The sequence below is a fragment of the Pseudoalteromonas sp. genome (assembly GCF_018402495.1).
In the GTDB taxonomy this organism is placed as follows: Bacteria; Pseudomonadota; Gammaproteobacteria; order Enterobacterales; family Alteromonadaceae; genus Pseudoalteromonas.
Genome location: NZ_JAGYIU010000001.1, coordinates 92,769 through 111,474, shown reverse-complemented (window position 1 = coordinate 111,474; position 18,706 = coordinate 92,769). Strand labels below are relative to the sequence as shown.

Genomic DNA, 18,706 nt, shown 5'->3' with positions numbered 1-18,706 from the left:
TGAAACCTCTAATACATCATCATTGCGTTTGATTCATAAATGATCCAAACAGACAGTCCAACCACCATGACGATGATCAACGCGCTAAACAAAAAGGTAAAGGTATTCGCTTTGCCTTCATCGGTGGTGAAATTAAGGTGTAAAAAGTATTTTAAATGCACCCAAATTTGCACGATTGCAAAAGTAACGATACTCCAAAGCGTGGTGACTTTTGAAAAATCGCCCTCCATCACCATCCAAAATGGAATGGCCGTTAAAATCACTGACAAGACAAAACCAATAAGATAGGTTTTAACACTGCCGTGTGACTGATCATGATGTTGGCTTTGCATTTGCGCTAAAGCATGCGTTTCGCTATGGCTCATTACATTGCTCCCATTAAATAAACAACGGTAAATACACAAATCCACACAATATCTAAAAAGTGCCAAAATAAGCTTAAGCAACTTAAGCGCGTGACGGTTTGTTTACCTAAACCGCGCTTGATCACTTCTATCATCATTATGCTCATCCAGATAAGGCCTGCAGTTACATGTAAGCCATGCAAACCCACTAATGAGAAAAACGATGTTAAAAAAGCACTTTGCTGTGGGCCATTGCCATGAACAATTAAATGATGAAATTCATAAATTTCCATGCCAATAAACACCGCGCCTAAACAAAAAGTGACCGCGAGCCAACCAAGCGTCAGCGACTTTTTTTGCCCTTGAGCGGCAATCATGGCAAAACCAAAGGTAATACTACTTATAAGTAGCGCCGCAGTTTCTAAGGCAACAAAATCAAGCTCAAAAATATCTTTGCCCGATACACCACCTGCCGTGTTCATATAAAGCACTGCGTAGGTTGCAAAAAACGAGGCAAATAAAAGGCAATCGGTCATTAAATAAAGCCAAAAGCCAAAGATTGTATCGCCAGAGGTATCGTGATGTTCATGCGTATGACTTACGCTATGAGGCTCTAAATTTACATGGCCTTGAGTTGCAGATAACGTACTCATGCGCTTACCTCCTTAGTATTACTGGCAATATGCACGCCTTCAATTTGTAATATTTCATCGTTTTGCACGTAGTAATCAACATCGATGGTGTAAGCACGGTTAATAAACAGCGCAATTGCGCCAATAAAACCAAGCCCTGCTAGCCACCAAATATGCCAGATCATGGCAAAACAAAACGCCGTTAAACTCGCAGCAATAAGCACACCCGATGCGGTATTTTTTGGCATATGAATTGGGCTATAGCTAGATTTACCTTGATAAGCTAGGCCTTTTTCTTTCATGTCAGTCCATGTATCAATATCATCAACATGCGGGATTTCAGCAAAGTTATAATATTGTGGTGGTGATGACGTTGACCATTCAAGCGTGTGACCGTTCCAAGGATCGCCGGTGGTATCATCAAGCGCATCGCGGTTTTTAAAGCTCACATAAAGCTGAATAACTTGGCAAATAATACCGAACATAATAATCACGGCACCCACTGCAGCAATATAAAGCCAGATATTCCAATCAGGATTATTTGAGTGATTTAAGCGACGAGTCATGCCTAAAAAGCCGAGTACGTACAATGGCATAAAGGCTACGAAAAAACCGATTAACCAACACCAAAATGATGCTTTACCCCAACGTTCATCAAGCTTAAAGCCCATTGCTTTTGGAAACCAAAAAACAAAACCAGCTAAGTAGCCAAATACTGCGCCACCAATAATGGTGTTATGAAAATGAGCGATTAAGAATAAGCTGTTATGTAATACATAATCGGCACCAGGGATTGCTAATAATACCCCCGTCATACCACCAATACTGAAGGTAACCATAAAGCCAAGTGTCCACAGTACGGGTACAGTGATACGCAAGCGACCACGATAAATAGTAAACAACCAACTAAATAACTTAACCCCAGTAGGCACAGCTATGACCATGGTCATCACCCCAAAGAAGGCATTTACATTAGCACTTGAACCCATAGTAAAGAAATGGTGTAACCATACAATAAAGCCAAGAATAGAAATGGCGCCGCTGGCATATACCATCGATTTATAACCAAATAAACGCTTACCAGTAAAGGTCGATACTATTTCAGAGAAGATACCAAAAGCGGGTAATACTAAAATGTATACCTCTGGGTGACCCCATGCCCAAAACAGGTTGATATACATCATGGCGTTACCGCCTGCTTCATTAGTAAAAAAGTGGAAATCTAAATAACGGTCTAGCGTTAACATGGCAAGCACTGCGGTTAAAATTGGAAATGATGCCGCAATTAAGATATTTGCCCACGTACATGCCCATGTGAAAATAGGCATTTTCATTAGTGTCATACCAGGGGCACGCATTTTAAATACGGTCACTAGAAAGTTTACCGCAGTTAATAGCGTACCGAGTCCCGATATTTGCAAGGCCCAAATATAATAATCGACCCCCACCCCAGGGCTAAAGGTCAACTCCGACAACGGTGGGTAAGCAACCCAACCTGTTTTTGCAAACTCACCAAATATAAGTGATAAATTTATTAAAATAGCGCCACTGGCAGTAAACCAAAAGCTTAAGTTATTTAAAAATGGAAAAGCCACATCGCGGGCACCAATTTGCAATGGTACAACAATATTCATTAAACCTATCATAAATGGCATCGCCATAAAGATGATCATAATCACGCCATGGGCGGTGAAGATTTGGTCGTAATGTTCTGGCGGGAGGTAACCTGGCGCACCACTGGTAGCAAGCGCTAACTGCGCACGCATCATTATGGCATCAGAAAAACCACGAAACAGCATGATTAGCGCTAATAAAATGTACATAACGCCTAAGCGTTTATGATCAACCGAAGTGATCCAGTCGCGCCAAAGTACACCCCATTTTTTATATTTTGTTATTAGCCCAGCTATAATAAGCCCGACAACAGCAATTACCGCCATGGTAACCATGATAATAGGTTCATGAAACGGAATTGCATCTATAGATAATTTACCTAAAAACGACATGATTATTCCTCGCCCTGGCTGTGTGATGATGGCATTGAATGACTACCCATTGTCTGATGCTCATTACTCATCTGCTGATGCTTTCCCATAGCATGATGTTTTTTGTTCATATCGCCATGCGCCTGCATGTATTTCATCACTATGGTATGAAATAAACCGTCATCAACCTTGCCATAATAAGTAACTGGGTTGTTCTCACTTGCCTTTGCAAGCTCAACATAATTGGCATGAGTGAGGCTATTAGCGTTGGTTTTTACCTGTTCAACCCATTGGTTAAAGTCAGCTTTTGTTGGTGTTGCGATGGCATTAAATTTCATTCCAGTGAAGCCGGCGCCACTGTAATTAGCCGAAAAGCCCTTAAACGTACCTGGCTCATTAGCAATTAAATGCAGCTTAGTTTCCATGCCCGCCATAGAGTAAATTTGACTACCTAACTGAGGGATAAAAAACGAGTTCATGGTACTTTCTGACGTGATTTTGTATTCAACCGGAACATTAGCTGGAAATACCAATTCGTTTACCGTAGCAATACCTTGTTCAGGGTAAATAAATAGCCATTTCCAATTAAGTGACACCACTTCAACGGTAAGGTGATCGCCCTTACCCTCTATCGGTTTATAAGGGTCGAGCTCTTGAGTTGACTGCCAGGTGATCACACCTAAAATAATAACAATAACGATAGGAACCGCCCATACAACAGCCTCAATCTTATTTGAGTGAGCCCATTTTGGTGCGTAAATTTCATGGTTTTGTGTGTCTCTATACTTCCAAGCAAAATATAAAGTCATCACAATAACGGGGATCACAACTAACAACATAAGCACAGTGGCGATGATGATCAGATTTTTCTCATCAATACCTATCTGTCCTTTTGGGTCGAGTACCCCGCCATTACAGCCTGATAAGATCAGCGCCATACTAGCTAAAGCAATATTAAAAAGGTTACGAATTAACAAGGGACTATCCTAAAACCTAAAGAGTTTTTATTAGCTGCCAAAAATAGTTAGCAACGATATTTGATAAAAACCCAAGTTAATTAAGATTGAATTACAATAATGCAGAGCGAATGCAAGCATGAAGTATTGACCACTGGCTTAATAAAACCACCAAGCAGAACCAACCCAGCTTTTTTAAACACATTAATATAACGCAATAAAAATTAACTTGGGTGAGGAGTGGTTGGCTGAGAGTGTGTAAAAACACTAAGCTACAATGAAAGTAATCGTTATTTACAGCAAGAATAAATAATTAGATACCACAGGTGTAACCTATACCCATAAAATTAATGAGTAAACAGACAACCTGTAAAGCTAGGTGGAGCACGACAACCATGTGCAGCTTGCACCGGTTGCTGAACTTTAGCCTCGCTAAAAGCAAAGGCTGCTTTACGGAGGATTATTCCAGCACGACGCGCTGGAAACATGTGGAACAAGAGCCAACAAAGGCCAATAAGTAACTGACACGATAAGATAGGATGAGCTAAAAATTGTACAATAGTGTGTAGTAACGGTTCTATAAATAAACCATCACACACTAATGCTTCAAGCCTAAAAGCATCCTCAATAGCGCCACTTAGTAACATAACGGCATTAAAAACTAATAATGTTATAGCCACACTCACGCCCTTCTTCGCTTTTTTCAAGCGCTCAGGCAACACCGACTTACCTAAAGTAAGCAAAGCGCTGCTATGAAAAAAAGAAAGTGAGTTCAAAAACATCAACCTATAAAATGACTAATAACAAAATTAGGTATAACACTGGCAACGAAAAAGGTTGCAGCCGTAAAGCCTTATACAATGGCATTAAATACAATCTCAACGCATTAGCATTATTTTGCTAAGCTGATTTTGATCCGCATCAATCGAACTTTCAAAACTTACTGAAAGTTCGAACATGAGTATAACAAAGAGAATTTTCTGTTCAAGATAAAAACACAATTATTTTACTGGCTGAAGATATAAATAAAAAAACCTCCCGTAGTGAGCTACGAGAGGTTTTTTGTTTAAACAGAAATAAATCTATTTAAAGAATTTGGTTTTCTTTCCATACTTGCTCTTTGGCCAGACGCTTTTTGCGTTTATCACATGGATCATCACAATCACATGCTTTATCTATACCTACAGAGCCTAAGCCACCGCAGCTACTCGCCATTGATTTTCTTTGTACTATCATGCCTATCGCCATCGCAGCGACAATTAAAATAAGTAAGCCAAAAGTTAGAAAAAAAAGTGACATTGCTTAGCCCCTATTGTTCAGCAATAAAATGAACCCAAACATCATATCTGGGCTCATTGCATTATATACCCCCATGATAAGGATATAAACCTAAAAACTATAAATAAGGCTTAAACGCAGGGCTTGAATAGGTAACTAACCCCTGCGCCGATTTCGCAATTAAATACACAGGCAAATCATGCTGCTGCGCATAACGTTGTGCCTTTTCCATACCCATTATCGTTAAAGCAGTCGCTAAACCATCAGCAGTCATGGCACTAGGGTGTAACACTGTTACAGAGACTAAGTCGTGCTTAATCGGCATGCCTGACATTGGATCAATGAGATGCGTATAGGTTTCACCATCCATGACATAAAATATTCTATAGTCGCCTGAGGTGGCAATGCTATTATTACCCGGTGTTAATACACGGTGTACTTTTCGCTCACCCGGGTTTGCATCTGGCTGTTCAATCGCTATTCGCCAATCTTGCCCGCTTGGCTTTTTCCCAGCCACACGAAGCTCTCCACCAATTTCAACCATGTAATCTGTAATGCCTTTACTTTGTAATAGCTCAGCCACTTTATCAATACCATAACCTTTTGCGGTAGCCGAAAACGACAACTCTAAATCAGCCACTGTTTTAACTAACCCTTGCTCATTAAGAATCAGCTTATCTGTGCCAATTTTACTAACCATATTTGCCAGTGCTTCATCCGTTGGGCGTTTGGTTGGTTTTTTATCTGGACCAAATCCCCATAAATCGATTAGCGGACCCATAGTCACATCGAGTGTTTTAGTTGAATCACCAATTCGTATAGATTCTGTAATAACCGCTCTAAAATCATCACTGATTGGCATGACTTGATTAGCACCTAAACGGTTAAAGGTGTTTATTTCTGAATCCTCAATATAGGTCGACATAGACTGGTTAATATCGACCAACACAGCATCTATTTCTGCTTGTACTTTTTTAGAATCAACTTGCTCAGCGTAAAACTTGATGTTGTAAGTTGTTCCCATCGTTTTACCTTCTAAGTAGGTTTCCTCTGGGACTGATTTTCCACATCCAGATAACAATACAGTCAGCATAATTATAAATAAGACAATTATGCCTTGGGGAGTATTTACTTTATTCATAACAACCCTAATTAATAGGTTAAAATATTAATATAAAAAAGCCTAGTCACACAGAATGTAACTAGGCTGGTATTTTAACTAAATTTAATCAGTTTGGGTATTAGCCACCGAAATCATCTAGTAAGATGTTTTCTTCTTCTACGCCTAAATCTTTAAGCATAGAGATAACTGCCGCATTCATCATTGGAGGACCACACATGTAGAACTCACAATCTTCAGGCGCTTCGTGATCTTTAAGATAGTTCTCAAATAACACGTTATGGATAAAGCCAGTGTAGCCTTCCCAGTTATCTTCAGGTTGCGGATCTGAAAGCGCGGTGTGCCAAACGAAGTTTTCGTTTTGCTCAGCTAGGCCGTCAAAATCTTCAACGTAGAACATTTCACGCTTAGAGCGCGCACCATACCAGAAACTAATTTTACGTTTAGAGTTTAAACGCTTAAGTTGGTCAAAGATATGTGAACGCATTGGTGCCATACCTGCACCACCACCTACGAATACCATTTCAGCGTCTGTGTCTTTAGCGAAGAACTCACCAAATGGACCAGAAATAGTTACTTTATCGCCTGCTTTGAGTGACCAAATGTACGAAGACATTTTACCACATGGTAGGCTTAAGTTTCTTGGCGGCGGCGTAGCAATACGCACGTTAAGCATAATGATGCCTTCTTCTTCTGGGTAGTTAGCCATTGAGTAAGCACGAATTGTTTCTTCGTCTACTTTTGACTCCAGGTCGAAGAAACCAAAATGATTCCAATCGCCACGATACTCTTCAGGAATATCGAAATCAGCATATTTAACATGGTGAGCTGGCGCTTCGATTTGGATGTAACCACCCGCACGGAACGGCACTGACTCGCCATCTGGAATTTGTAGCTTAAGTTCTTTAATGAACGTCGCTTTGTTATCGTTTGAGATAACTTCACAATCCCACTTTTTAACACCGAAAATTGACTCTTCAAGTTCAATTTCCATGTCGTTTTTAACATTAACCTGACACGCTAAACGACAACCTTCACGGGCTTCACCTTTAGAGATGTGGTCAAGTTCAGTTGGCAGAATATCACCGCCACCTTCTTTAATATGCACACGACACTGACCACAAGAGCCACCGCCACCACACGCAGAAGATACGAAAATACCTGACTCAGATAGTGCACCTAATAACTTACTACCTGCTGATGTTTTAATGGCTTTGTCTGGATCGCCATTAATACCTATGATGATGTCACCGCTTGCAACTAGCTTAGATTTAGCACCAATGATGATTAAAACTAGTATTACAACGATAGCGATAAACACACCAACGCCTAAGAAAATATCCATGATTGACCTCGCTATTATTACAGTGAAATACCAGAGAATGACATAAAGCCAAGACCCATCAAGCCAACAGTGATGAAGGTAATACCTAAACCACGTAAACCATCTGGTACGTCTGAATATTTCATTTTCTCACGGATACCTGCAAGTAATGTAATTGCAAGCGCCCAACCCACACCAGCGCCAATACCATAAACAACAGACTCGCCGAAGTTATAGTTACGCTCAACCATGAAGGCTACCGCACCAAAAATTGCACAGTTAACTGTGATTAGTGGTAGGAAAATACCTAATGCGTTGTATAGCGGTGGGAAGAACTTATCTAATGCCATTTCAAGAATTTGCACTAGTGCTGCAATAACACCAATGAAAGTTAAGAAACGTAAAAAGCTAAGATCCGCCTCTGGGTAGCCAAGCCACTCAAGTGAGCCGGGTGCTAATACTGCATGGTAAACCAAGTTGTTAACCGGTACTGAAATACCTAAAACAACAATAACCGCTACACCTAAACCCATCGAAGTAGTTACTTTTTTAGATACCGCTAAAAATGTACACATACCTAGGAAGAATGCTAACGCCAAGTTCTCAATGAAAACGGCTTTTACAAATAAACTAATATAATGTTCCACTTATCACCCCTTACGCTTTAGCTTCTACTTGGTCTTTCTTATAAGTACGGAGTACCCAAATGAATAAACCAATAATGAAGAATGCACTTGGCGGTAATATGAGTAAGCCCATAGGCTGATACCAACCACCATCCTGTACAAGTGGAATAATACTAACGTCAAATAAAGTACCTTTACCAAACAGCTCGCGAATAAAGCCTACTGTAAGCAGTACTACTGAATAGCCTAAACCATTACCTATACCATCTAAGAACGACATACCAGGCGACGATTTCATTGCATATGCTTCAGCACGTCCCATTACGATACAGTTAGTAATGATTAGGCCAACGAATACAGACAACTCTTTTGCCGTTGAGTAGGAGAAAGCTTGCAGAACCTGGTCTACAACAATTACTAAGGATGCAATAATCGTCATTTGTACAATAATACGCACCGACGAAGGAATATGGTTACGAATTGTTGAAATAAACAAACTCGAAAAACCCGCAACCAACGTCAAAGCAATTGACATAATAAGTGCATTTTTTAAGCTAGAGGTTACCGCTAGCGCAGAACAAATACCCAGTACTTGCAATGCGATTGGGTTATTAGCGAAAACGGGACCAAATAGGACCGCCTTCATTTCTTTAGTATCAGCCATTAGTTTAATGCTCCTTCACGTACTTTCGCAAGGAAAGGGCCAAAGCCATGTTCACCAGTCCAAAAATCTACCGCATACTCAACTCCGTTTGATGTTAGCGTCGCACCAGAAAGGCCATCAATTTTATGCTCATCACTTCCAGCAGTGCCTTTAACAATTTGAATTGGTAATTCTTTACCTTCCCACTTAGCGGTCCACTGCGGGTTTTGAATTTCACCACCTAAACCTGGAGTTTCGTTATGCTTGTAAAAATTGATGCTTTTAACAGTTTCGCCATCACTTTCTAGAGCTAAGAAGCCATACATAATACCCCAAAGTCCATACCCTTGAATTGGCAAGATAATAGTATCAGTAGAGCCATCTTGTTTTTTAGAAATGTAAACAGGTGCTTGTGTTGTAGCGCGCTGAATACCCGCAATGTCTTCAATACCTTTTTCTTTAAGTGAATAACTTAAAGCAGCGTCATATTTGCTTTTTTCAAAGTCAAACGTGCTTGGATCTGTGTCTACAAATTCACCCGTAGACATATCAACAACTCGCGCTTCAATATTGGTGTTAAATGTTTCAAAAACATCGTCAACTTTACTTATACCCGCAGCAGATAAAATATTGCTTTGAATATCTTTGGTCTTGTTTGCTTGCTGTAAAGGGCGAAGCTGAACTGAGGCGAAAGATACAATAATTGCACACACTAAACAAAGTGATACAACTACGGTTAACGTTTTACCGATTGATTCGTTATTACTAGACATTACGTGCCAACCTCCGCTTGATATTAGCTTGCACTACAAAGTGATCGAATAAAGGTGCAAACAAGTTAGCAAACAAGATTGCTAGCATAATGCCCTCTGGGTATGCAGGGTTAACAACACGGATCATAATAACCATAAAGCCAATAAGCGCACCGTATGCTAATTTACCTTTATCAGTAAATGCAGCAGATACAGGGTCAGTTGCCATAAAGAACATACCGAATGCAAAACCACCTAATACCATGTGCCAGTACCAAGGCATAGCAAACATTGCATTGCTTTCAGAACCAATAGTGTTTAGTAGTGATGACGTTACCACCATACCTAGGAATACACCTAGCACGATACGCCAAGACGCGATACGCACATAAATTAGGAACAAACCACCAATGAGTATAGCTAGTGTCGATGTTTCACCCATAGAACCTTGAATGAATCCGTAAAACGCATTCCACCATAATTCCATGTCTGTAGCATAATTTAACGTACCCGCAAACGCTTGACCGAGCATAGTCGCGCCAGAGAATGAATCTACGGCAGTCCATACTGTGTCACCTGAAATTTGCGCTGGGTATGCGAAGAATAAAAACGCACGGCCCGCTAATGCAGGGTTTAAGAAGTTACGGCCTGTTCCACCAAATATTTCTTTTGCGATAACGACACCAAAAGTAATACCTAGTGCAACTTGCCATAAAGGAATCGTTGCAGGCAAAATTAATGCAAATAATACCGACGTTACAAAGAAACCTTCATTTACTTCGTGCTTACGCACAGAAGCAAATAATACTTCCCAAAAACCACCCACAATAAAAGTAGTTGCATATATAGGTAGGAAGAAACAGGCTCCGTAGAACATTTTTGCGCCCCAGCCTGCATCAACGGTTAATTCACCGCCAAGTAACTGGAATAAACCTACTTGCCAAATATTCGCTAGCTCAAAGCCATTGCCAAGTGCAATTGCAGCTTGATGACCAATGTTGAACATACCAAAGAACATGGCAGGGAACGTCGCCATCCACACTAAAATCATCATGCGTTTTAGGTCGATGTTATCACGAACGTGAGTTGAACCTTTGTTTACATAACCTGGCGTGTAAAAAATAGTCGCAGCGGCTTCATACAGCGCGTACCATTTTTCATGCTTACCACCTGGTTCAAAATGTGGTTCGATATCTTCTAAGAAAGTTTTTAAGCCCATTTTAGCCTTCCTTCTCGATCGTAGTTAAGCAATCGCGTAGGGCTGCGCCGTACTCGTATTTGCCAGGACAAACGAAGGTGCATAACGCTAAATCTTCTTCATCTAATTCAAGCGCACCTAATGAAATTGCACCATCTAAATCACGAGACAATAAGTCACGTAATAAAAGCGTTGGCAAAATATCAAGTGGCATAACACGTTCATAGCTTCCAAGTGGAACCATGGCACGTTTTGAACCGCCTGTAGACGTTGTCATTTTAAATAAACGACTCGGTGTAAGGTGAGACAAGAATGTACGCGTTACAGAGAATTTATCACTACCTGGTGCAATCCAGCCAAACAATTCTTTTTCGCGACCTTCAAGTAATACAGATACTTGAACGTGGTAACGACCTAAGAATGCATGAACACCAGACGACGTAGCACCTGCAAGTACAGAACCAGAAATAACACGGTTATCACCGTCTTCTAATTCACCTGCAACTAAATCATCTAATGAAGCACCTAATTGTGTTTTCACTAAACGAGGATTCTTAACACGCGGACCTGCAAGCGAAATTACACGATCTGTGTAAATTTCACCAGTTAGGAAAAGGTGACCATACGCAATAACGTCTTGGTAACCAATATGCCAAACTTGCTTACTAGCAGATACTGGGTCAAGGTGATGGATATGAGTGCCAACAAGGCCAGCTGGGTGCACGCCACCAAACTCATGTACTTCTACTTGAGCAATAGGTGAACTAGGAACTTGACTGCCTGCTTGCTTACAAACAAATACTTTGCCATCGGTTAAACGTGACACAACAGCCAAACCTGCTTCAAACGCTTTCGCATTTTCAGCAATAATTACTGCAGGATCTGCAGCAAGTGGATTGGTATCGATAGCTGTCACAAAAATAGAGCTCGGATTTGCATCCAACGCTGCTACTTTACTAAATGGACGAGCACGAAGTGCTACCCATTGACCCGATTGAACTAGTACTTCTTTAGCTTTTTCACGGTCTAAGCTGTTAAGCTCAGTTTCCGAGAAAGAACCAAAGGTGATTTGCTCACTGCCGTTTACTTCAATAACAACAGATTGCAGAACACGTTTAGCACCGCGATTAATTTCTTTTACTGTACCAGAAGCTGGTGCAGTAAATAATACGCCTGGGTTCTTTTTATCTTCAAAAAGTACCTGGCCTTTTTTGACTTGGTCATCCACACGAACATGCATGGTTGGACGCATACCGATAAACTCTTCACCTAGCACAGCTACACGTTTGACGGCAGAACCATCATGAATAACTTGCTGAGGTGCGCCCTCTAAGGGTAAATCCAGACCTTTTTTTATATTGATCATACGCACTTGCACTACATTAACGGAAAGAAACTGAAAAATCGTATCAACCACGCCGCTATTTGTATTATTGCAAGCTATAAAATGACTCGCTATAAATACCAAACAAGCAGCGCAGTAAAACTCCTCACATATTGCTTTGATTTTAACATTATTGTGACTGACTATGCGAGTGTATTTATGAAAATTATACGAGAGAAACGTTTATTTAGTTTTGTAATTCATAATTAATAAAATACAAGCTAGACCAAAGTGGTAAATTAGCCAATATTTAGCAAATATTTTTTCAAATCAAGGCTAAAAAATAAAAAAAGCCGCACAAGGCGACTTTTTCAAAAATCATTAATAATGTACTAATCAGTCAATCATATTGGCAATGGGCGCAACAGGATTTACATCTTGTTCATAATCAACCGTGTCAATACCAAAACCAAATAAGCGTAAAAACTCATTATGGTAACCAACGTAATCGGTTAACTCATCAATTGAGTCTGTATCTACACTATCCCAAATAGCTTGAACGCGAGATTGAACGTCATCTTCCAGTTCTTTATAGTTTTGGAATAAATGCCCGCCCTCGTCAAAGCGTGGTGAATCACCGTATAGGTTTTCACTAAATAATGCATGAATTTGCTCAATAGTGCCTTCATACGTGCCATCAGCCTTCATCACTTTAAATAATGCAGAAATATAAAGTGGCATAATTGGAATTGCCGAGCTTGCTTGAGTAACAACCGCATTAAGCGATGAAACGTAGGCTTCACCGTTTAAATCTTGGGTAGCAGCTTTAATAGCAGCAGTGGCACGGTCTAAATCTTCTTTGGCTTTACCAATTGTTGCATGACCATAAATTGGCCACGTTAGTTCTTTACCAATATAAGTGTAAGCCGTGGTTTTAAAGTTATCTGCGAGTACATCGGCCTCTTTAAGGGCATCAATCCACATTTCCCAATCTTCGCCACCCATTACTTTAATGGTGTTGTCGATATCGTCTTGATTTGCCGCTTCAACGGTTACTTCATCAATTTCACGCTTTGACGTATTTAAGTTTTTGGTGGTCACCGCATTACCAATTGGCTTAAGCGTTGAAGAAAACACTTCGCCGGTATTTGGATCAGTACGACGTGGTGATGCTAAGCTGTAGATAATACAGTCAACTTTACCTAATTCAGCTTTAATGGTGTCGATTGTTTTTTGTTTAATTTCGTTAGAAAACGCATCACCATTAATATTTTTTGACCATAAACCTTCAGCTTCAGCGGCTGCTTGAAACGCCGCCGTATTATACCAACCCGCAGAACCTGTTTTACGATCAGTGCCTTCTTTTTCAAAGAAAACACCTAATGTTTTAGCGCCACCACCAAATGCAGCGGTAATGCGAGACGCTAGGCCATAACCTGTAGACGCACCAATAACTAATACATTTTTAGGCGCATTTTTTAACGTCCCTTGCTGCTTAACATAATTAATTTGTTCTTGTACATGCTCTGCACAGCCTACTGGGTGTGCATTGGTGCAGATAAATCCGCGAATTTTAGGCTTAATGACCATTGATCATCCTATATCTTTTACAATAAAAATTAGCGCTAGTTTAAAGGCTAAAACAAAAAAAACTGATCTGATCAGTTACTCACAGCTCAAACCAATCCACTATTACCTGTTATCCAACTTTTGAGCCGCCCATGCAATTAGGTGACTGCGGCGCTTCGCCGTCGTGCTCTGTAAATTCTTCAGGGGTGTAAGTGTGCATCGCAAGCGCATGAATATGATTTGCCAGCTCATCTTTTAAAATTTCGTTAATTTCACGATGACGCTGCAATAATCGCTTACCAGCAAATTCCTCACTAACTACAATCACTTTAAAGTGTGATTCAGTGCCTGCACTGTGCATATGGCTTTCGTTTATCACATTTAAATGCTTGCACGCAATCGCATCGGCTAGCTTGTTACGTATTTGTTGTTGCATTGACATAAAAACCATCCTAAAAACAAAATTGTCCCCTTACTATAACAACCGGAGCTGTTACATGGCTAATGCTTATTATCACTTAGCATGGATATATCTAAAAGTTAAACTTATTCGAGGATGTTTAAGCGTTGTTTGTTTGGGCAATGCATGTTGGTAATTTTGTTGGCTTTGGCCGTTCATGATTAAACAGCTACCACTTTGTAATTTAATGTTAGTAATGCTGTTGCTTACTTTGTGTTTAAGTTTAAATAATCGCTCTGCGCCAAGCGATACACAGGCTATTGTAGGCTCAGGCCCTAGTTCAACCTCATCATCGCTATGCCAGCCCATACTATCGTGGCCATCACGATAATAATTAACCAAAATTGAATTAAACGGTTGCTGTAGGTGATTCTCTAAACGTATTCGCATAGCAAGTAATACGTCTGGCCAAGGCTCTAAATCGAGCTTATGCCCAGAATAGCCGTACTCAAGATTCCCTTCACTGATAAAACATTGCAACCTTGGTATTGGCCCCGTTTTGCCAAACACCGTGATATTTGGTTGTTGCCAATTTAAGTTTTGCTGCAAATAATAAAATAAGTCGAGGCTTTTTTGCGCGCTAAGCACCTTACTTTGATAAGAAAAGCCATTTGGTAACAGTTGGGGGTTGGCGTTTGGCGGTTGCATGTTAGAATTTACCTATCATTTGATTACCGATCATTAAACTATTATGACTACGCAAGCTACGCTCGGCGATAACACTTTTACTCTTGAACGTTTTCCTTTGGATCAAAAAAACCGCAGCTTACAAGCGTGGGATTCAGCAGACGAATACCTCATTGACTATGTTAATGAGCATTACCCTGATTGTCGCTCTTTGCTTATCTTAAACGACAGCTTTGGTGCACTTAGCTGTTATTTTAGTAAACAGCATCTCACAGTTTGTTCAGTAAACGACTCTTATATTAGCCATCAGGCGGCTGCCTATAACTTAGCGCAAAACAACATCGCGACGACTGCGTTTAGCCAGCTTGATAGTTTATCGGCCTTACCTGAGCAAGTCGATTTAGTGTTACTAAAAGTACCCCGCACCTTGGCTTTTTTACAGTACCAGTTATCTGAATTAAGCGAAGTGCTTGCACCTGGTACACCTGTTATTGGCGCAGCAAAAACTAAAGACGTGCATAACTCTACTATAAAAGCATTTGAAAATTTTATTGGTGAGACCAAAACAAGCCTTGCGGTAAAAAAATCACGTTTAATTATTAGCAAAGCCGCTGGCGGCTATAAAAGCGCTGATTTTCCGGTGAGTTGGCCTCTTGAAGGCACTGATTTTACAATAAGTAATCATGCCAATGTGTTTTCACGTGATTCACTTGATATTGGTGCGCGTTTCTTTTTTAATTATTTACCACAAACAAATAAAGTCAAAAACATTATTGATTTAGGTTGTGGTAATGGCGTGGTTGGTTTAATGACATTAGCGCGCTGCCCTAACGCCTACATCAGCTTTGTTGATGAGTCATATATGGCGGTCGAATCAGCTCGGCTGAATATTGAACTCAACATGGAAGACAAGTTTGAGCAATGCACCTTTATAGAGAATGACTGTTTAACCGACTTTGAACGTGACAGCGCTGATATTGTATTATGTAATCCGCCATTTCACCAAGCACAAGCGGTTACTGACCACATAGCGTGGCAGATGTTTAAACAAGCAAAAGACACATTAAAAGAAGGTGGCGAATTACGTATTATTGGTAATCGCCATTTAGATTACCACGACAAACTAAACCGTATGTTTGGTAACTGTACTTTATTAGGTTCTAATAAAAAGTTTGTGGTACTCAGCGCAACTAAAAATAGTGGAACGTTATAAATGAAACGCTTAAAAGCATTATTGAGCTGTTGTACATTAGTGGTTTTTTCGGGATGTGCCAGCCAGCCTAACCAACTGATCCTCAACCCTGTGTATAAAAGTGGGCAAATAAGCTCAATAAATAGCAGCTTAAACACCAGCGTGATTGATTTACGTAGTGACAGCGCAACTTTAAAGCTGGTTGAGTCAAGCAAAACAAAAACCATTGCCAGCACGGGTATCACTGAGTCGGTTAAAAGTGCGCTAGACAGTGCGCTGAGTCGCAATGGCGCCAGCATTTCTAATTTAGCGCAATTGCGTTTTGAGTTAGATATTCACACGCTGCAAGCGGTAGTTACAGAAACGCTAATGAGCCATACCAGTGAAGCCAAGATTGAATTTGAAGTGCGGGTGATTCGCCCGACAAGCAATTTTAGTAAACGCTATAGCGGTAATGCGAATTTATCTGACCTATTTGGCCACGATAGAGCAAAAATTGAAAGTCAGCTCAATAAGTTGACTGAGCAGTTAATTACCCGCATTGTATCAGACCCTGAATTAATTGCATTTTTAGAAGGTTAATAATGAAGCAACTTTTTTTAATCTGCGTAAGCTTATTGTTTAGTGTTAGTAGCTTAGCGGCGCAAGAAGGCCGTTTTGTGCAAAAAGATAACATTTTCCCTCGGGTAGAAATTGTGACATCGCTGGGCAGTATTGTGGTTGAGTTAGACCGCTCAAGAGCTCCTATTACGGTCAATAATTTTTTGACTTACGTGTCAGATAAAAGCTATCAAGGCAGTGTATTTCATCGTGTAGAACGCGACGAAGAGAATGACCGTGACTTTGTGATCCAAGGCGGTGGTTATGATAAAGATTACGACGGTCTACATGAAAACGACCCTATTTTTAATGAAAGCGGTAACGGCTTAACAAACGATATGTATAGCATTGCGATGGCTTATCAAGACCGTGAACCACACTCTGGTACTCGTCAGTTCTTTTTTAATATGGATGACAATGACCACTTAAATCCGGGCCGAGATTGGGGGTTTGCGGTGTTTGGCAGCGTAATGGAAGGCTATGAAACACTCGATAAAATCATGGCTGTAAAAACCGGATTTAATGACAAAATTGGCTACAACTTTGTTCCTGAAAAACCAGTAGTTATATTAAATATCAAGGTACTTGAGCAAGTTCCTTTATAACTTTTTATAAGAGCAGCCTTGGCTGCCCTTTGTATAAGCCAATGAGCCCTTATGAATAGCACACTTTCTGTCAGCGAATACTTTTCTTATTTTAAAGATAAACGTTTAATTAATGTTTTTATATTTGGGATGAGCAGTGGCTTTCCGTGGGTATTAATTGGCTCAGTAATGTCGGCATGGCTTAAAGATGAAGGTCTGAGCCGCAGCATGATTGGCCTATTTGGTATTGTGTTTGGTGCCTACAGCATCAACTTTTTATGGTCACCTTTAATCGACCGCACTAAACTGCCCTTTTTATATAATTGGCTTGGTCAGCGCCGTAGTTGGATACTGTTTTGCCAAAGCTTTATTTTGCTTGGCACATTGCTACTTGCAGGACTTGATTTGAAAGCAAACCTAGCGGTTGCCGCCGCACTTTGCTTGTTAATCGCCATAGCCTCTGCCACGCAAGATATTGCAATTGACGCCTTTCGAATAGACACCCTTAGTGAAAATGAATCTCACAAAGCCACCGCGGCTGCTGCAATGGCCACCTCAGGTTGGTGGACTGGCTATGCTTTATTAGGAGCTGTGCCTTTTTACATGGCAGATATACCAAATATTGGCTGGCCACAGGTGTATTATTTTTTATCCGCGATTATGCTGTTATTAATTAGCTGTGTATTTTGGGCTAAAGAACCGCAATCAAATCGCGAAGCCGTACATGCCGAGCTAGAACGTGTTTATCTTGAAAAACTCGCAGCCACTAAACAAACACCGCTAACAAAAACGCTCGCATGGCTGGGGGTTACCGTGGTTGATCCGTTTAAAACCTTTTTTGCTAAAAATGGAGTTAAAACCGCGTTGGCGTTGCTTGCGTTTATTTTCTTATTTAAGATTGGTGAAGCATTTTTAGCGCGGATGTCGATTGTATTTTATAAAGAAGTCGGCTTTAGTAATACGCAAATAGCAAATTACTCAAAACTCGGCACGGGGTTAATTACCATTGTATTTGCCTTTTTGGGCAGTATTTTTAACCATAAATATGGCATTGTGAAAGGCTTATTTATCAGTGGCGTAGCCATGGCAGCATCTAACTTAATGTTTTCTTGGATTGCCTTAGCTGGTCCACAAGAACACTTATATGCAATGGCAATTGTGGTTGATGGCTTTACCCAAGCTTGGTCTTTAGTGGCAATGGTTGCCTTTATATCTATGCTGTGTGACAGAGCATTTAGCGCTACTCATTACGCGCTATTGGCATCCTTGGGGAACTTAGGGCGTACGTTATTATCGAGTTACAGCGGCGTAGTTATTGATGATTGGCTAATGGGGAATTGGTCATTGTTCTTTGTATTAACAGCGCTTATGGTTTTACCTTCATTAGTATTTTTATACCTAATTAGACACAAACTATATGCACTAGAGCAAAATTATCATAAAAATACCTAATGCTTCCCTGCACTAGTGTTGGCTGTACACGATAATTTAA

General features: G+C 40.4%; 20 protein-coding genes. 4 read left to right on the top strand and 16 right to left on the bottom strand.

Annotation, left to right across the window (positions count from 1 at the left end):
• Nucleotides 1-8: 8 nt before the first annotated feature.
• The 16 genes from cyoD to KG708_RS00450 all read right to left on the bottom strand — a co-directional run bounded on the left by cyoD (nucleotide 9) and on the right by KG708_RS00450 (nucleotide 14,859).
• Nucleotides 9-365 carry a cytochrome o ubiquinol oxidase subunit IV gene (cyoD, locus tag KG708_RS00525; RefSeq protein ID WP_013464355.1) on the bottom strand — a complete coding sequence of 119 codons (357 nt, stop codon included), beginning with the start codon at nucleotides 363-365 and terminating at the stop codon, nucleotides 9-11.
• Complete coding sequence (gene cyoC / locus KG708_RS00520; protein ID WP_213607655.1) at nucleotides 365-997, bottom strand: cytochrome o ubiquinol oxidase subunit III; 633 nt, start codon at nucleotides 995-997, stop codon at nucleotides 365-367. The genes cyoD and cyoC overlap by 1 nt, the downstream gene beginning before the upstream one ends.
• Entirely contained in the window at nucleotides 994-2,982 is a 1,989-nt protein-coding gene (gene cyoB, locus KG708_RS00515) for a cytochrome o ubiquinol oxidase subunit I (protein WP_213607654.1), read from the bottom strand. Before cyoB ends, cyoC begins: the two co-directional genes overlap by 4 nt.
• A 2-nt stretch (nucleotides 2,983-2,984) precedes the next feature.
• Nucleotides 2,985-3,938 carry a ubiquinol oxidase subunit II gene (cyoA, locus tag KG708_RS00510; protein WP_213607653.1) on the bottom strand — a complete coding sequence of 318 codons (954 nt, stop codon included), beginning with the start codon at nucleotides 3,936-3,938 and terminating at the stop codon, nucleotides 2,985-2,987.
• A gap of 326 nt (nucleotides 3,939-4,264) precedes the next feature.
• The gene (locus tag KG708_RS00505; protein ID WP_213607652.1) at nucleotides 4,265-4,693 is read right to left on the bottom strand and encodes a hypothetical protein; all 429 of its coding nucleotides are present in this window, start codon (nucleotides 4,691-4,693) and stop codon (nucleotides 4,265-4,267) included.
• A gap of 310 nt (nucleotides 4,694-5,003) precedes the next feature.
• A complete protein-coding gene (gene nqrM / locus KG708_RS00500) occupies nucleotides 5,004-5,216 on the bottom strand; it encodes a (Na+)-NQR maturation NqrM (protein ID WP_010391098.1) in 213 nt (70 codons plus the stop codon).
• Nucleotides 5,217-5,313: 97 nt separating this feature from the next.
• Nucleotides 5,314-6,336, bottom strand: a complete 1,023-nt coding sequence (locus tag KG708_RS00495; protein WP_213607651.1) for an FAD:protein FMN transferase — start codon at nucleotides 6,334-6,336, stop codon at nucleotides 5,314-5,316.
• Between the two features lie 100 nt (nucleotides 6,337-6,436).
• Entirely contained in the window at nucleotides 6,437-7,660 is a 1,224-nt protein-coding gene (nqrF, locus tag KG708_RS00490; RefSeq protein ID WP_213607650.1) for an NADH:ubiquinone reductase (Na(+)-transporting) subunit F, read from the bottom strand.
• 17 nt (nucleotides 7,661-7,677) lie between these two features.
• Nucleotides 7,678-8,286, bottom strand: a complete 609-nt coding sequence (nqrE, locus tag KG708_RS00485; RefSeq protein WP_213607649.1) for an NADH:ubiquinone reductase (Na(+)-transporting) subunit E — start codon at nucleotides 8,284-8,286, stop codon at nucleotides 7,678-7,680.
• Nucleotides 8,287-8,296: 10 nt separating this feature from the next.
• Entirely contained in the window at nucleotides 8,297-8,929 is a 633-nt protein-coding gene (locus tag KG708_RS00480; protein WP_213607648.1) for an NADH:ubiquinone reductase (Na(+)-transporting) subunit D, read from the bottom strand.
• Entirely contained in the window at nucleotides 8,929-9,681 is a 753-nt protein-coding gene (locus KG708_RS00475) for a Na(+)-translocating NADH-quinone reductase subunit C (RefSeq protein ID WP_213607647.1), read from the bottom strand. Before KG708_RS00475 ends, KG708_RS00480 begins: the two co-directional genes overlap by 1 nt.
• Nucleotides 9,674-10,879: an NADH:ubiquinone reductase (Na(+)-transporting) subunit B gene (locus KG708_RS00470; protein WP_213607646.1), complete on the bottom strand. Its 1,206-nt coding sequence runs from the start codon at nucleotides 10,877-10,879 to the stop codon at nucleotides 9,674-9,676. The genes KG708_RS00475 and KG708_RS00470 overlap by 8 nt, the downstream gene beginning before the upstream one ends.
• A 1-nt stretch (nucleotide 10,880) precedes the next feature.
• On the bottom strand, nucleotides 10,881-12,224 hold the full coding sequence (locus KG708_RS00465; RefSeq protein ID WP_213607645.1) for a Na(+)-translocating NADH-quinone reductase subunit A: 1,344 nt from the start codon (nucleotides 12,222-12,224) through the stop codon (nucleotides 10,881-10,883).
• Nucleotides 12,225-12,578: 354 nt separating this feature from the next.
• On the bottom strand, nucleotides 12,579-13,772 hold the full coding sequence (gene fabV, locus KG708_RS00460; RefSeq protein ID WP_213607644.1) for an enoyl-ACP reductase FabV: 1,194 nt from the start codon (nucleotides 13,770-13,772) through the stop codon (nucleotides 12,579-12,581).
• Between the two features lie 109 nt (nucleotides 13,773-13,881).
• Nucleotides 13,882-14,193 (bottom strand): BolA family protein, encoded by a 312-nt coding sequence (locus KG708_RS00455; protein WP_213607643.1) that lies wholly within the window; start codon nucleotides 14,191-14,193, stop codon nucleotides 13,882-13,884.
• A 72-nt stretch (nucleotides 14,194-14,265) separates the two neighbouring features.
• Nucleotides 14,266-14,859, bottom strand: coding sequence for an alpha-ketoglutarate-dependent dioxygenase AlkB (locus KG708_RS00450; protein WP_213607642.1), 594 nt, complete (start codon nucleotides 14,857-14,859; stop codon nucleotides 14,266-14,268).
• Nucleotides 14,860-14,902: 43 nt separating this feature from the next.
• On the opposite strand from KG708_RS00450, the gene KG708_RS00445 reads away from it, so the two are divergent.
• From KG708_RS00445 to KG708_RS00430, 4 genes are read left to right on the top strand one after another with little or no spacing between them, the layout of a single operon-like run.
• Nucleotides 14,903-16,051 (top strand): methyltransferase, encoded by a 1,149-nt coding sequence (locus KG708_RS00445; RefSeq protein ID WP_213607641.1) that lies wholly within the window; start codon nucleotides 14,903-14,905, stop codon nucleotides 16,049-16,051.
• Nucleotides 16,052-16,612: a YajG family lipoprotein gene (locus KG708_RS00440; protein WP_213607640.1), complete on the top strand. Its 561-nt coding sequence runs from the start codon at nucleotides 16,052-16,054 to the stop codon at nucleotides 16,610-16,612. It abuts the gene before it with no gap.
• A 2-nt stretch (nucleotides 16,613-16,614) separates the two neighbouring features.
• The gene (locus tag KG708_RS00435; RefSeq protein WP_213607639.1) at nucleotides 16,615-17,235 is read left to right on the top strand and encodes a peptidylprolyl isomerase; all 621 of its coding nucleotides are present in this window, start codon (nucleotides 16,615-16,617) and stop codon (nucleotides 17,233-17,235) included.
• A gap of 51 nt (nucleotides 17,236-17,286) precedes the next feature.
• Nucleotides 17,287-18,666 (top strand): MFS transporter, encoded by a 1,380-nt coding sequence (locus tag KG708_RS00430; RefSeq protein WP_213607638.1) that lies wholly within the window; start codon nucleotides 17,287-17,289, stop codon nucleotides 18,664-18,666.
• Nucleotides 18,667-18,706: the final 40 nt, after the last annotated feature.